This window comes from Ralstonia condita, assembly GCF_958405655.1.
GTDB classification, from domain to species: domain Bacteria; phylum Pseudomonadota; class Gammaproteobacteria; order Burkholderiales; family Burkholderiaceae; genus Ralstonia; species Ralstonia condita.
This window is the reverse complement of record NZ_CATYWO010000001.1, coordinates 764,584-778,794: the sequence shown is the minus strand read 5'-3', so window position 1 is coordinate 778,794 and position 14,211 is coordinate 764,584. Positions and strand designations below refer to the sequence as shown.

16 protein-coding genes are annotated in these 14,211 nt (G+C 64.0%); 6 read left to right on the top strand and 10 right to left on the bottom strand.

From position 1 onward, the window contains the following. Both R2N03_RS03615 and R2N03_RS03610 read left to right on the top strand, forming a co-directional pair. A complete protein-coding gene (locus R2N03_RS03615; RefSeq protein ID WP_316655265.1) occupies nt 1-735 on the top strand; it encodes a histidine phosphatase family protein in 735 nt (244 codons plus the stop codon). Between the two features lie 44 nt (nt 736-779). Beyond that, nucleotides 780-1,859, top strand: a complete 1,080-nt coding sequence (locus R2N03_RS03610; protein ID WP_316655263.1) for a phosphotransferase — start codon at nt 780-782, stop codon at nt 1,857-1,859. Nucleotides 1,860-1,868: 9 nt separating this feature from the next. On the opposite strand, the gene R2N03_RS03605 is transcribed toward R2N03_RS03610, so the two are convergent. Both R2N03_RS03605 and R2N03_RS03600 read right to left on the bottom strand, forming a co-directional pair. Further along, nucleotides 1,869-2,273, bottom strand: coding sequence for a VOC family protein (locus R2N03_RS03605; RefSeq protein WP_316655261.1), 405 nt, complete (start codon nt 2,271-2,273; stop codon nt 1,869-1,871). Then, complete coding sequence (locus R2N03_RS03600) at nt 2,270-2,974, bottom strand: SDR family oxidoreductase (RefSeq protein ID WP_316655259.1); 705 nt, start codon at nt 2,972-2,974, stop codon at nt 2,270-2,272. Before R2N03_RS03600 ends, R2N03_RS03605 begins: the two co-directional genes overlap by 4 nt. A 118-nt stretch (nt 2,975-3,092) precedes the next feature. Between R2N03_RS03600 and R2N03_RS03595 the strand changes: the two genes are divergently transcribed. After that, entirely contained in the window at nt 3,093-4,061 is a 969-nt protein-coding gene (locus R2N03_RS03595; protein ID WP_316655257.1) for a LysR family transcriptional regulator, read from the top strand. Here the strand turns inward: R2N03_RS03595 and R2N03_RS03590 are convergent. Further along, nucleotides 3,989-4,936, bottom strand: a complete 948-nt coding sequence (locus R2N03_RS03590) for a LysR family transcriptional regulator (RefSeq protein WP_316655255.1) — start codon at nt 4,934-4,936, stop codon at nt 3,989-3,991. The two genes, R2N03_RS03595 and R2N03_RS03590, sit on opposite strands and share 73 nt — an antisense overlap. A 92-nt stretch (nt 4,937-5,028) precedes the next feature. On the opposite strand from R2N03_RS03590, the gene R2N03_RS03585 reads away from it, so the two are divergent. From R2N03_RS03585 to R2N03_RS03575, 3 genes are all read left to right on the top strand, one after another. Continuing rightward, nucleotides 5,029-5,493 (top strand): PaaI family thioesterase, encoded by a 465-nt coding sequence (locus R2N03_RS03585; protein ID WP_316655253.1) that lies wholly within the window; start codon nt 5,029-5,031, stop codon nt 5,491-5,493. A 35-nt stretch (nt 5,494-5,528) separates the two neighbouring features. Beyond that, entirely contained in the window at nt 5,529-6,791 is a 1,263-nt protein-coding gene (locus tag R2N03_RS03580) for an acyl-CoA dehydrogenase family protein (protein WP_316655251.1), read from the top strand. A 136-nt stretch (nt 6,792-6,927) separates the two neighbouring features. Beyond that, nucleotides 6,928-7,620 (top strand): glutathione binding-like protein, encoded by a 693-nt coding sequence (locus tag R2N03_RS03575; RefSeq protein ID WP_316655249.1) that lies wholly within the window; start codon nt 6,928-6,930, stop codon nt 7,618-7,620. A gap of 690 nt (nt 7,621-8,310) precedes the next feature. Here R2N03_RS03575 and ureG read toward each other — a convergent pair. The 7 genes from ureG to ureA form a co-directional block, all read right to left on the bottom strand. Next, the gene (ureG, locus tag R2N03_RS03570; protein WP_316655247.1) at nt 8,311-8,934 is read right to left on the bottom strand and encodes an urease accessory protein UreG; all 624 of its coding nucleotides are present in this window, start codon (nt 8,932-8,934) and stop codon (nt 8,311-8,313) included. Between the two features lie 11 nt (nt 8,935-8,945). Next, entirely contained in the window at nt 8,946-9,635 is a 690-nt protein-coding gene (locus R2N03_RS03565) for an urease accessory protein UreF (RefSeq protein ID WP_316656561.1), read from the bottom strand. Then, nucleotides 9,628-10,290, bottom strand: coding sequence for an urease accessory protein UreE (ureE, locus tag R2N03_RS03560; RefSeq protein WP_316655245.1), 663 nt, complete (start codon nt 10,288-10,290; stop codon nt 9,628-9,630). Before ureE ends, R2N03_RS03565 begins: the two co-directional genes overlap by 8 nt. A gap of 867 nt (nt 10,291-11,157) precedes the next feature. Continuing rightward, nucleotides 11,158-12,876: an urease subunit alpha gene (ureC, locus tag R2N03_RS03555; RefSeq protein ID WP_316655243.1), complete on the bottom strand. Its 1,719-nt coding sequence runs from the start codon at nt 12,874-12,876 to the stop codon at nt 11,158-11,160. 22 nt (nt 12,877-12,898) lie between these two features. Further along, nucleotides 12,899-13,204: an urease subunit beta gene (locus tag R2N03_RS03550; protein ID WP_102066395.1), complete on the bottom strand. Its 306-nt coding sequence runs from the start codon at nt 13,202-13,204 to the stop codon at nt 12,899-12,901. A gap of 11 nt (nt 13,205-13,215) precedes the next feature. Further along, a complete protein-coding gene (locus R2N03_RS03545; protein ID WP_316655238.1) occupies nt 13,216-13,833 on the bottom strand; it encodes a HupE/UreJ family protein in 618 nt (205 codons plus the stop codon). 48 nt (nt 13,834-13,881) lie between these two features. Further along, nucleotides 13,882-14,184, bottom strand: a complete 303-nt coding sequence (ureA, locus tag R2N03_RS03540; protein WP_045206205.1) for an urease subunit gamma — start codon at nt 14,182-14,184, stop codon at nt 13,882-13,884. Nucleotides 14,185-14,211 lie beyond the last annotated feature (27 nt).

Sequence of the window (14,211 nt, the reverse complement as noted above, 5' to 3'; positions counted from 1 at the left end):
ATGGTTCCGTTCCCGACCCCGAACCGTCGGCGCGTCTATCTGATGCGCCATGGCGCCGTCACGTACTTCGATGCAACCGGCCGCCCGGTCCTGCCCGAAACCGTGCCGCTCAACGAAGAGGGCCGCAGGCAGGCCAGCGCCGCAGGCCAAGCCTTTGCGAACGAGAACATCGTCTTCGATCGCGTGATCGTCAGCGGCCTGCCGCGCACGGTGGAGACGGCGCAGCGCGTTCTGGCCGAAATGCCCGCGATGCAGCAACGCGGCGTCACGCTCGAGCAATGGCCGGAGCTGCAGGAGATCCGCGGCGGCAAACTGGCAGAGATTCCTGAGCACGAAGTCGCGCAGGCCTTCATCGGTGCATTCGCGGGCACGGTGCCGGAAGACCGGCGTTTTCTCAACGGCGAAAGCATCGGCGAGTTCCTCGACCGCGTGATCCCGGCGCTGACCCACCTGCGCACGCAACCCGACTGGGACACGGTGCTGCTGGTGCTGCACGGTGGCACCAACCGCGCGATCCTGTCGCACGCCATTACCGGAGGCCAGCGTGTGTTCTTCGGCAACCTCGCGCAGACCGCCGGCTGCATCAACGTGCTGGATGTCGGCGATGACCCTGCCGACTGGGTGCTGCGCATGAGCAATTTCGCGCCACCCTCCCCCGTACACCTCGGCTCACGCCTGACGACGATGGAGGTCCTGCTGCAGCAATACCTTCGTTTCCGCCGGCCGGCAGCCTGACCCCTTTCCCAATACAGAGACAGAACAAGATTCGGAGACACGCCATGACACAGCAGGATTTTTCCGCCTTTGAAGGCACGCGCCCCGTCGCAGAACAACAGAAGTTCGACATCGGCGCGCTCGAGGCATGGATGGCCCATCACGTGCAAGGGTTCGCTGGCCCGCTCACCGTTGAACAGTTCAAGGGGGGGCAGTCGAACCCGACCTTCAAGCTGATCACCCCTTCACGCACGTATGTGATGCGCGCCAAGCCGGGCCCGAAGGCGAAACTGCTGCCCTCCGCCCACGCCATCGAACGTGAATACCGCGTGATGGATGCACTGGCCAAGACCGATGTGCCCGTCGCCAAGATGGTTGCGCTGTGTGAAGACGAAGCCGTGATCGGCCGCGCCTTCTACATCATGGAATTCGTGCAGGGCCGCGTGCTGTGGGACCAGGCGCTGCCCGGCATGGAGCCGGCCGAGCGCACCGCGATCTATGACGAGATGAACCGCGTCATCTCTGCGCTGCACACCGTCGATTACGCCGCCATTGGTCTGGCTGACTACGGCAAGCCCGGCAACTACTTCGCGCGCCAGATCGAGCGCTGGAGCAAGCAATACAAGCTGTCGGAAACGGAATCCATCCCGGCGATGGACAATTTGATCGCATGGCTGCCCAAGCATGTGCCGCAGGAGGCCGAAGAGATCACCAGCATCGTTCACGGCGACTACCGGCTCGACAACCTGATCTTCCACCCCACCGAACCGCGTGTGCTGGCCATCCTCGATTGGGAACTGTCGACGCTGGGCCATCCGCTGGCCGATTTCAGCTACCACTGCATGAGCTGGCACATCGAGCCGGGCCAGTTCCGTGGCGTGGCGGGGCTGGACTTCGCAGCGCTGGGCATCCCGACCGAAGCCGAGTACATCCGCCAATACGAAGAACGCACCGGCCGCCGCATCACGGGCGACTGGAACTTCTACCTCGCCTACAACATGTTCCGCATTGCCGGCATCCTGCAGGGGATCATGAAGCGTGTCGTGGACGGGACGGCCTCCTCTGCGCAGGCGCTGGAAGCCGGCAAGCGCGCGCGCCCAATGGCTGAACTGGGCTGGAAGTACGCGCAGAAGGCCGGCGCCTGAGCGCTGGTCTCACTCGTACTCGCGCGCCGCTTCCAACGGACCGGACAGCGGCGCTTCCAGCTCCACCACCACACCACCCGGCAACTCGACAAAGATCTGCGCAGCGGGCCGGCCAGGATGCTTGCGCACCTGGTGCGGCATCCCGCTCGCCTTCACGGAGGCGAGCACCTCCGCCGCATCCCGCTTGGTGCGGAAGGCGATGTGCGAGAACACCATTTCCGGTGCTTCGCCCTCTTTGTCCACCAGGTGCACCAGCGCATCGTCGCCCTGATACAGCCACGTGCCTGAGAATGGAAAGGCCGGGCGAGGTCCAGGCTTCCAGCCCAGCACGTCGGCGAAAAACTTCCGGATGGGCGCATCGCCCGCCACGTGAAAGTTGATGTGATCGAATGTCCAGTCGCTGCCGGATGTCATAGCAAACCGCCTCCGTCAATGTCGATGAGGGCACCGGTCATGAACCCGTTGGTCATGGCCAGCAGATAGCCTTGTGCCAGGTCGTCGGGCGTACCCACGCGGCCAACGGGCAAGCCGCTGCCGATGCGGGCGAGCATGGCCTGGCGATCACCCTGTGCGCCCCACACCGCCGTATCCACCACGCCAGGACTCACCACGTTGACGCGGCGCGGCGCCAGTTCCTTCGCCAGGTTCCTGGCGGCCGCCTCCACGGCAGCGTTGATGGACGCACGCAGCAGCCCGGTGGCCGTTGGCTTGCGCGAGAGCAACCCAGACGTGAGGGTAATCGATGCGCGCGCCGCCAGGTGCGGCAACGCTGCCTGTACCGCCATCAGCGCCGCAAAGAGCTTGGTGCCAAAACCTTGCTCCAGATCGGCACGCTGCAAAGATGCAAAGGGTGGCGGGCTCTTGCGCGAGCCAATGGTGATGACAAGATGGTCGATCTGACCACCGGCAGCGGCTTGCGACATGGCACGGACCAGCGACGCCGTATCGTTCGCGTCGACGGCAATCCCGGCAATGGCGCCATCGGCCGCACCCGACCTGCCCAGCACCGTCACCCGCGCACCCGCCACCGCAGCCGCTTGCGCCACCGCCTGGCCGATGCCCGCCGTGCCGCCCAATACCACCACCGACTGGTCCTGCAAGATCTTCGACGTCATGCCAATGCTCCTTTGAGAAGAAAGAAAAAAACCGTATCCCGGATGCGGCCATTCTTTCATCAAACAAAAGCGAGACAATCTGGCTATGCTTTGATGATTTTCCAAATTTAATTTGATAATGATTGCGCTCGACGACCTCCGCCTGCTGGTGCGCATTGCAGACGCCGGCAACCTTTCCGCCGCGGCACGCCAGCTCGGCTGGCTGCCCGCCACGGCCAGCGCCGCGCTCAAGCGCGTGGAAGCCGAACTGGGCGCGCGGCTGTTCGACCGCACCACACGCAGCATGCGGCCCACCGAAGCCGGCCAGCGTTATCTGGGCTACGCAAGACAGGCGCTGGAGGCGTTGGATGAGGGCGCGGAAAGCCTGGGGCAGGATCGCACCGAGCTGTCCGGCCCGATCCGCATTGCCGCCACGTCGGACCTCGGCCGGCACATCCTGCGCCCCTGGCTGGACGCCTTCTGCGACCAGCATCCGGGCGTGCGCGTGACACTCGTGCTCGGCGACCGGCTGGCAGACCTGATGCGTGAAGACCTGGATTTCGCGCTGCGCTACGGCCACCTGCAGGACTCTGCGCTGTTGCGGCGGCCGCTGGCAGCGCATCCGCGTGTGATCGTGGGCGCGCCGTCATATTTCAAGCAGCACGGCAGGCCCGCGCACCCGAGCGACCTTGCAGACCACCGTTGCCTGATCCTGCTGCGCAACGGCGAGCCCGTCACGCGCTGGCAGCTCACCCACGCCAGCGGCCCCGCCCCGATCGACGTACGCGGCGATTTCCAATGCGACGATGGCGCGGTCGTCCGCGACTGGGCCATCGCGGGCCGAGGGCTGGCGTTCAAATCCTGGCTGGACGTCGCGCAGGACGTCTACGCCGGGCGCCTGGAAGTGACACTGCCGGCGTGGAGCCATGCACCCACCCCGCTGCAGCTGGTCAGCCTGGCCCGCCGACATCGCCCGGCGCGGCTCACGGCATGCGCGGATTTCCTTGCCGCACGCTTTGCGGAATTCAGCGCACGCTATCCGTTTCCGTCGGCAAAGGCGGCAACCGCATCGTCCAGGGCCACCTCGGCCATTGCGGCAAAAACGTGATCGCGCAGCCACCGACTGGCGGCATCCTGGTCGCTGTTGGTGTGCCAGTACAGGTAAAGCTCCAGCGGCGGCACGTTGAACGGCAGCGGCAGCATGACGTTGCCGTACGGCTCGTTGGCGATGCGGGCATAACGGATCGGCAAGGTGGCCAGCAGATCCGTGCAGCTCACCACACGGCAGGCTGCCGGATAGTGCTGGCAGCGTAATCGCACACGCCGTTCATGGCCGAGCCGGCGCAGCTCCACGTCCTCCAGGCCAGCGCCTCGGCGCCGCGACGACACGTGCACGTGCTCGCACGCCAGGTAGCGTTCGAGCGTAAGCGGCTCGTGCGCGATCGGGTGGCCCGGGCGGGCCAGCACCACCATCGGATCGGTCAGCAGCGGGGCATGGCGGATGGCGGGCGACGCCGGCAGCAGAATATCCGCCGCCGCATCGATGGTGCCGGCCAGCAATTCGGCTTCGAGCTGGCGCCGGTCGCCGCGTACGGTCGTCACGTCGATGCGCGGAGCCTCCTTGGCAATGGCGGCCATCAACGGCGGCAGCAGCGTCGCTTCCAGCGCATCGCGCATCGACAGCGTGAAACGGCGCTCGCTCGTGGCCGGATCAAAGCGCGTGCCTTCGCGCAAGGTGCGCTCGAAGCCCTGCAACGCGGTGCGAACCTCGGCGACGAGCGTGCGCGCCAGGGGCGTCGGCACCATGCCCTGGCCCCGGCGCTCGAACAGCGCGTCGTCAAACAGCTCGCGCAGCCGTCCAAGCGCATGGCTGACCGCCGGCTGCGTCAGGTTGAGCGTGCGCGCCGCCGCGGTGATGCCGCCCTCTGTATAGATCGCATCAAAGACGACGAACAGGTTCAGGTCGACGCGGGATATATGCATGATATTGATGAACTGCAATCCACGAAATTCATTTCTCTTATTGTATGCCAGCGCTTATCCTGCGGACATCGATGTGAGTAGCGCCACGCGCCATGACCACAGCCACCCGCCTCCGCGTACCTGCCGGCTTTCAACAGCTGGTCAAGCCGAGCCCCTTCCTGACCATGCTTGGGCCCGTCTATGCGCGTGGCATGGGGCCGTCGATGGTGATGGGCTTTCACGTTGGCCACCACCACCTGAACCGGCGAGGCATCCTGCACGGCGGGGTCGTGGCGTCACTGGCGGATGCAGCGCTCGGCTACTGCCTTGCCGAGCCTGCGAGCGGCGACAGTCGCGAGGGCGTACTCGCCATGTCGACCGCCAGCCTGACGGTCGACTTCATCGCTTCGGCCGGTGAAGGCGACTGGATCGAAATCACCCCGGAAGGGTTGCGCACCGGCAGCAAGCTGGCCTTTGCGCAAGCCCTGTTTCATCGCGCTGACCGGCTGGTCGCCCGCGCGAGTGCCGTGTTTGCAGTGCTCGGCGGACGCATCGCCGGGCCGTCTGATCCGACTTGATGGATTGCCCGTTCGAGATTTCCTGAGGAGACACCATGAATTTCGATTACACGCCCAAGGTCAAGGACATGCAGGCACGCCTGCTCGCCTTCTTTGACCAGCACATCTACCCGAACGAGCACCGCTTTCACGAAGAGGTGGAAGCCAACCGCCGCGCCGGGAATGCCTGGATTCCGACCAAGGTCATCGAAGAACTCAAGCCGCTGGCACGCAAGGCCGGGCTGTGGAACCTGTTCCTGCCGCGTTCGCCGCGCGCGCCCGAGGGCCTGTCGAACCTCGAATACGCCCCGCTGTGCGAGATCATGGGCCGCGTGCCCTGGGCGCCGGAAGTGTTCAACTGCTCCGCGCCCGACACCGGCAACATGGAAACGCTGGAGCGCTACGCGTCTGAAGAACTGAAGGATCGCTGGCTGGAGCCGCTGCTGCGCGGTGAGATCCGCTCGGCCTTCCTGATGACCGAGCCGGCCGTGGCCTCGTCGGACGCCACCAACATCGAATGCCGCATCGAGCGCCAGGGCGACGAATACGTCATCAACGGCCGCAAGTGGTGGTCGTCGGGTGCCGGCGACCCGCGCTGCGCTGTTTACATCGTCATGGGCAAGACCAACCCCGATGCCGGCCGCCACGAGCAGCAATCGATGATCGTGGTACCGGCCAATGCACCGGGCATCACGGTCATGCGTCCGCTGTCGGTGTTCGGTTACGACGATGCGCCGCACGGCCACATGGAAGTCGACCTGAAGGACGTGCGCGTGCCGGTGGGCAACATCCTCCTGGGTGAAGGCCGCGGGTTCGAGATCGCGCAGGGTCGCCTGGGCCCGGGCCGCATCCACCACTGCATGCGCAGCATCGGCGTGGCCGAGCGCGCGCTGGAACTGATGTGCAAGCGCCTGTCGTCGCGCGTTGCGTTCGGCAAGGCCATCGCACAGCACAGCGTGTGGCACGAGCGCATTGCCGAAGCCCGCTGCATGATTGAACAGGCCCGTCTGCTCACGCTCAAGGCCGCGTACATGATGGACACCGTCGGCAACAAGGTCGCCAAGGCCGAGATCGCGATGATCAAGGTCGTAGCCCCGAACATCGCCTGCCAGATCGTCGACTGGGCGATCCAGGCACACGGCGGCGGCGGCGTGTCGGGTGATTTCCCGCTGGCGTCGGCCTATGCACACCAACGCACGCTGCGCCTGGCTGATGGCCCGGACGAAGTGCACCGCGCGGCCATCGCCAAGCTGGAACTCGCCAAGCATCTGCACAAGCTCGCCGATGTGGCCGACATGCCAGTCACGCGCGGCGCCTGAGGCTGGCCATAACGTTCACTCCTTGTCCCCGCGTTACGCGGGGTTTTTTTTGCCCGCGCGCACCGTCAGCGCGTTTTGGCGTTCTGTGCTTGAATGACCGGCTCTTCCTTCTTTCCTGCTCAGGAGCAAGCAAGTCATGATCGACGTCTACAGCTGGGCCACGCCCAACGGGCACAAGGTGCACATCATGCTGGAGGAATGCGGGCTGCCCTACCGCGTTCACGCCATCAACATCGGCGCCGGCGACCAGTTCAAGCCCGACTTCCTCAAGATCAGCCCCAACAACAAGATCCCGGCCATCGTCGATCAGGATGGTCCGGACGGCAAACCGATTTCGCTGTTCGAATCGGGCGCGATCCTGCTGTACCTCGCCGGCAAGACGGGCAAGTTCATGCCCGACGACGTGCGCGGCAAATACGAGGTGCTGCAATGGCTGATGTTCCAGATGGGTGGCGTCGGCCCGATGCTTGGTCAGGCGCACCACTTCCGCATCTACGCGCCTGAGAAAATCGAGTACGCGGTCAACCGCTATACGAACGAGGCCAAGCGTCTGTATGGCGTGATCGACAAGCGCCTGTCCGAATCCAAGTACCTGGGCGGTCCGGAGTACTCCATCGCCGATATCGCCACGTGGCCGTGGCTACGCAGCTGGCAGAACCAGGGGATCGAGCTGTCGGATTACCCGAAGCTGCAGCGCTGGTTCGAAGCCATTGAAGAACGCCCGGCCGTGCAGCGCGCGGTGAAGGTGCTGGCCAAGGAACGGCCTGCTGTGCAGGACGACAAGGCGAAGGAGATTTTGTTTGGGGCGACGCAGTACGAGCGGCGTTGATTCGGCGTTTTCCTTTGCTGGAAGGGCTGCCTTGTTTGGCGGCCTTTTTTGTTTTTGTTGGTTGGGGTTGGGCTTTTGTTTTGTTCCCCTGCGGGGGCTGGCTCTTGTGGTGCATCCCGTGTTTCACCCCCTGCCGGGGGCGACTCACTTTCTTTGTCTTGCCAAAGAAAGTAAGCAAAGAAAGGCGCGCCCGAGATGGCGACTTCCCCTTGGATTTTCGTAACCGGGCGGAGACGGGGAAAACTCGCTGCGCTCAAACAGTTCCCCGTCTTTTTTCCGCCCGCTTACAAAAATCCAAGGCGCCATCTAGGGCGGGAACGTCAAAGGCCACACCGTCGGTGTGCTGGACTAGGTGGCACTTATTTTTGCTGTTGTTGCTTGCTTTGCTTCGCGTTGTATTGGTGGTTCCTGCTGCACGGGCGATCGATAGTTTGGCCTTTCCCTGCCCTAGATGGCGCCTTGAATTTCTGTTGCAGGGAGGAAAAAGGAAGGGAAACTGTCTGAGCGAAGCGAGTTTTTCCCTTCCCCTCTCTGCGACATAAATTCAAGGAATCTTTCGCCATCTTGGGCGCGCCTTTCTTTTGCTTACTTTTCTTTGGCAAGACAAAGAAAAGTAAGTCGTGCCCGGCAGGGTACGAAACAGGGATGGACCACAAGCGCCCACCGCAGGAAACACACCGCCCCAAAAAGCTAGCCCCCCACCAACATCCCCTGCCTCTCAATAAACCGGATCACCTCATTCAACCCACCCTGCGCCCGCAGATTGCACATCACGAACGGACGGTCGCCACGCATCTTGCGCGTGTCGCTCTCCATCACCTCCAGCGACGCTCCGACATACGGCGCCAGGTCCGTCTTGTTGATGATGAGCAGGTCCGACTTGGTGATGCCGGGGCCGCCCTTGCGCGGAATCTTCTCGCCGCCCGCCACATCGATCACGTAGATGGTCAGGTCCGACAGCTCGGGGCTGAACGTCGCCGCGAGGTTGTCACCGCCCGACTCGATGAAGACCACATCCGCATCTGGAAACCTGGAGAGCATGCGATCGACCGCTTCGAGGTTGATCGACGCATCTTCGCGGATGGCCGTGTGTGGGCAGCCGCCGGTCTCGACACCCATGATGCGTTCGGCAGGCAGCGCGCCGGAGATGGTCAGCAGGCGCTGATCTTCCTTCGTGTAGATGTCGTTGGTGATCGCCACGAGGTCGTAACGCTCGCGCATGGCCTTGCAGAGCATTTCGAGCAGCGTGGTCTTGCCGGAGCCCACCGGGCCGCCCACGCCAACACGCAGGGCAGGAAGTTTCTTGGTTCGCATGATGATCGGGTTCAGGATCGAAAGAGTCGTGAGTATTGCGTTTCATGCCGGGCAGACAGCACGCCCAGCCCCGGCGAAAACGTAGACAGTTCAGGCGGATGACAGGCCGCGCGGCGCGTGGCCTCTTCCACCGCACGCGCCACCGCAGCGTGCAGGCCAAAAAGGATGCGCTGCCCCGCAGCCTGCCCGAGCGGCACCGCCTTGACTGCCGCCGCCATCTGGTTTTCCACCCAGGCAAAGCAGTACGCCGTCACACCGTCACGCGGGTCGACATTCAGCGCAGCAGCGGCGGCGGCAAAGGCCGTCGGAAACGTCACCGAGGCACGCGCAGCCAATGCACTGCGCAGTGCACCATCGCCCCACTCCATCTGCTGGATGAGGCGATTGAGCGACCAGCCCATCTGAGACGTTTCGAGCCGCAGCTCGCGCGTCTCGCGGGTGGCAAGGAACCACGCATCGCGCTCGGCCACGGCATCGAAGCGGCCTGCCTGCCAGTCGGCAAACTGCAGCAGCCACAGCGGCGCCTCGCAGGCGGCCAGCACGTCGAGGCCTTCGGCAATCCACGCCGCAGCCGACGCTTCATCCACCACGTGCCGCACGTCTACCGCTGCCTCCAGGCCCTGCGAATAGCTGAACGCGCCCACCGGCAGCGCCGGCGACGCGAGATGCAGCAAGGCAGTGAGCTGCGCGGCGTTAGTCATGGTGATGGTGGTGATGGCCGCAGCCGGGCCCGTGGACATGGCCGTCGTCGTGACCGTGACCGTGGTCGTGCCCATGCGCGTGATCGTGGCTATGCGCGTGCCCATGGTCATGATCATGCGAGTGACCGTGATCTTGCCCGTGGTGTTCGTGGTACAGCGCCTGCGCGGCCGCGTAGTCCTCTTCGAACGTCGCATCGTGGCCGTGACGATGGCCGCCACCATAGGCGCCCGCCTCCGGCTCGAACGGTGCTTCCACATGCGCGACGGTCACGCCCAGGCGGACCAGCATGTCTTCGAGCACTGGATCGGCTTCGAGCTGCAGTGCATCGGCACTGACCTGCACGGGCGTGTGGCGATTGCCGAGGTGGTAGGCGGCGCGCATCAGCGCAAGACGGTTGTCGCTGGTCACGCGCAGTACCCGCTCAGGCGCGGCCTGCACTTCCACCAGCGTGCCGTCTTCAGCGACCAGCACGTCGCCGCCGCGCATGACGGTGCCGCGCGGCAGCACCACGGCCACTTCACGGCCATCGTCGAGGGTGGCGCGCAGGCGGCTGCGGCTGCGCTCCAGGAATGGCAGCACTAGCTTGGGTGCACGCTTGACCAGCACGGAGGCCAGGCCATGCGGTGCGGGGAGGTGTTTGTTGATGGAAAGCATCTTTACGACCTGATTCGTCATCCAACTATGAAGCTCGAAGTTCTGAACTCCAGGCGTCGAGTTCTGAACTGCAAGCACCGGGTTCGGAACTTCAAGCGTGGAGTTCTGAACGCCATACGTCGGGTTCTGAACGTCAAACGTTGAGTTCGGAACCTCAAGCGTCGCGTTCTGAACTCCGAGCGTTGAGTTCAGAGACGCCACGCATCGGGTTCGGAACTTCAAGTGTCGAGTTCTGAACTCCAACCGCCGAGTTCTGATCTCCAAGCGTGGAGTTTTGATCTCGGCGCGGCAGCGCATCCTTATTTCACCCCCTGCCGGGGGCGACTCACTTTCTTTGTCTTGCCAAAGAAAGTAAGCAAAGAAAGGCGCGCCCGAGATGGCGAAAGACTCCTTGAATTTATGTCGCAGAGAGGGGAAGGGAAAAACTCGCTGCGCTCAGACAGTTTCCCTTCCTTTTTCCTCTCTGCAACAGAAATTCAAGGCGCCATCTAGGGCACAGGTAAAGCACACAATCTTCTGCCCGTGCGCCACTCCGTTGTACGACTGGAACCATCGCTCGCACTCAACGAGCCCCGGCGCCCACCTCAGTTCCCCGCCGGTGTGGCCGTTGACGTTCCCGCCCTTGATGGCGCCTTGGATTTTTGTTGCGGGGAGGAAAAAGAAGGGAGGCCTGTTTGAGCGCAGCGAGTTTGCCTCCCTTCCCTCCCCGCGACACAAATCCAAGGAGTCTTTCGCCATCTCGGGCGCGCCTTTCTTTTGCCTACTTTTCTTTGGCAAGACAAAGAAAAGTAGGTCGTGCCCGGCAGGGTACGAAACAGGGATGGACCAACAACAACAAACCCAAGCCCATCCCACCCACCCCACCAACTAGAACAAGAAATACCTCTGCGCCATCGGCAACACCTCCGCCGGCTCACAAGTCAACACCGTCCCATCCGCCACCACCTGATACGTCTCCGGATCAACGGTAATGTCAGGCTGCCAGTCGTTATGAATCATGTCCGCCTTGCTCACACTACGCGTGCCCTTAACGACTGCAGTGGTCTTGGCCAACCCATATCGCTCCGCCACGCCAGCCGCAGCAGCCGATTGCGACAGAAACGTCAACGACGTCCGCCCCAACGCCCCGCCCGCCGACCCAAACATCGGCCGATAGTGCACAGGCTGCGGCGTCGGGATCGACGCATTCGCATCCCCCATCGCCGCAGAAGCAATCATCCCGCCCTTCAGGATCAGGCTCGGCTTCACGCCAAAGAACGCGGGCTTCCACAATACGAGGTCAGCCCACTTGCCGACTTCAACCGAGCCCACTTCGTGCGCAATGCCATGCGTGAGCGCGGGGTTGATCGTGTACTTCGCCACGTACCGCTTCACGCGGAAGTTGTCATGCCCGCCGCGCGCGTCGTTCGGGTCGCCGGCCAGCTTGCCGCGCTGCACCTTCATCTTGTGCGCGGTCTGCCACGTGCGCAGCACGACTTCGCCGACGCGGCCCATGGCTTGCGAATCGCTGGAGATCATCGAGAACGCGCCCAGGTCGTGCAGGATGTCTTCGGCCGCAATCGTCTCGCGGCGGATGCGGCTCTCGGCAAAGGCGATGTCTTCGGCAATGGACGCATCGAGGTGATGGCACACCATCAGCATGTCGAGGTGCTCGTCCAGCGTGTTGACGGTGAACGGCCGCGTCGGGTTGGTGGACGATGGCAGCACGTTGGATTCACCGCACACGCGGATGATGTCGGGCGCGTGCCCGCCGCCCGCGCCCTCGGTGTGATACGTGTGAATCGTGCGTCCTTTGAATGCGGCGACGGTGGCTTCAACAAAGCCCGATTCGTTCAACGTATCGGTGTGGATGGCGACCTGCGTGTCGGTGTCGTCGGCCACACTCAAGCAGCAATCGATGGCGGCGGGCGTGGAGCCCCAGTCTTCGTGCAGCTTCAGGCCGATGGCGCCTGCGTCGATCTGCTCGCGCAGCGCGCCGGGCAGGCTGCCGTTGCCCTTGCCCAGGAAGCCGATGTTCATTGGGTACGCATCAGCCGCCTGCAGCATGCGCTGCATATACCAGGGGCCCGGCGTGCAGGTGGTGGCGTAGGTGCCGGTGGCGGGGCCGGTGCCGCCACCAATCATCGTGGTCACGCCGCTGTTCAGCGCCTCGTCGATCTGCTGCGGGCAGATGAAGTGGATGTGCGAGTCGACGCCGCCGGCGGTGACGATCATGCCCTCGCCCGCGATGATCTCGGTGCCGGGGCCGATGACGATCGTCACGCCGGGTTGGATGTCCGGATTGCCCGCCTTGCCGATTGCCGAGATGCGGCCGTGCTTCAGGCCGATGTCGGCCTTGACGATGCCCCAGTGGTCGATGATCAGCGCGTTGGTGATGACGGTGTCGGCGCAGTCTTTCGATTCGCGCTGGCTCTGGCCCATGCCGTCGCGGATGACCTTGCCGCCGCCGAATTTCACTTCTTCGCCGTAGATGGTGAAGTCGCGTTCGACTTCGACGATGAGGTCGGTGTCGGCCAGGCGGACGCGGTCGCCCGTGGTTGGGCCGAACATTTCCGCATAGGCGCGGCGGTCGATCTTGAGTGTCATGTCCGTTCCTTCTGCGTCAACTTCACAGCTTGCCCATCACACGGCCAGCAAAGCCATAGACCACGCGATCGCCCGCAAGCGCTACGAGTTCGACCGTGCGCTCCTGCCCCGGCTCGAAGCGCACGGCGGTGCCGGCGGCGATGTTGAGCCGATAGCCGCGCGTGGCTTCGCGGTCAAAGCGCAGCGCGTCATTCACTTCATAGAAGTGGTAGTGCGAGCCGATCTGCACGGGGCGATCACCAGTGTTGGCCACCGTGACCGTGACCGTCGCGCGGCCTGCATTGAGTTCGAGATCGCCGTCTTGCGGCAGGAGTTCTCCGGGGATCATCTCGCGCCCCTTCAGACGGCCGCCGCCAGCAGGCCGGCACCGTACAGCGCCACGCCCACACCCGACAGACGCGCCAGCCATGCCAGACGCGGCTTCAGCGCAAAGCCCGCGCCGATACCGGCGGTATGCAGCAACGCAGTCGCCACGGCAAAGCCGCCCACGAAGGTCGGGAACATGGCCTGCGCGCCTGCGGGGAATTCCGTGCCGTGCGCGTAGCCGTGGAACAGCGCGAACGCGCCGCACAGCAACGCACCACCCCATGCCGGCAGTTGGGCGCGAGCGGCAATCAGCAGGCCGAACACGAGCAGCGATGCGGCGATCATCGGCTCAGCCATCGGCACCGCCACGCCACCCGCGCCGAGCAGCGCGCCCAGGATCATCAACGCAACAAAGGCGACCGGCGCCCACAGCGCATCGCGCACCGAGCGCGAGGCCAGTGCGCTCCACACGCCCACGGCCACCATCGCCAGCAAATGGTCAGCGCCCGTGAGCGGATGCAGGAACCCGGCAAGCAAGCTGCCTTCGGCGGTATGGCCCGGATGCCCCGGGTGGGCAAACGCGATGGACGCGCCAAACGTGAGCGCAATGGCCGCAGCGGGCCGGACGAAGCGAGACAGGGTAGGCGTCATGGCAGGACTCGTAGTGGTGAGTGGCGTGCGGACTTCAAACTTCAAAACTCAAACGATCGGGTGATGGACGGTGACGAGCTTCGTGCCGTCCGGAAACGTGGCTTCGACCTGGATGTCGGGAATCATCTCGGCCACGCCGTCCATCACGTCATTGCGGGTGAGGAGCGTGGTGCCGTAGTGCATCAGCTCGGCGACGGTCTTGCCGTCACGCGCGCCTTCCATGATGGCCGCGCTGATGAAGGCGACGGCTTCCGGGTAGTTGAGCTTGAGGCCACGGCCCTTGCGGCGCTCGGCCAGCAAGGCGGCGGTGAAGATCAGCAGCTTGTCTTTTTCGCGCGGGGTCAGTTCCACGAGGGGCTCTCTTCGGTGAGGGTCAAT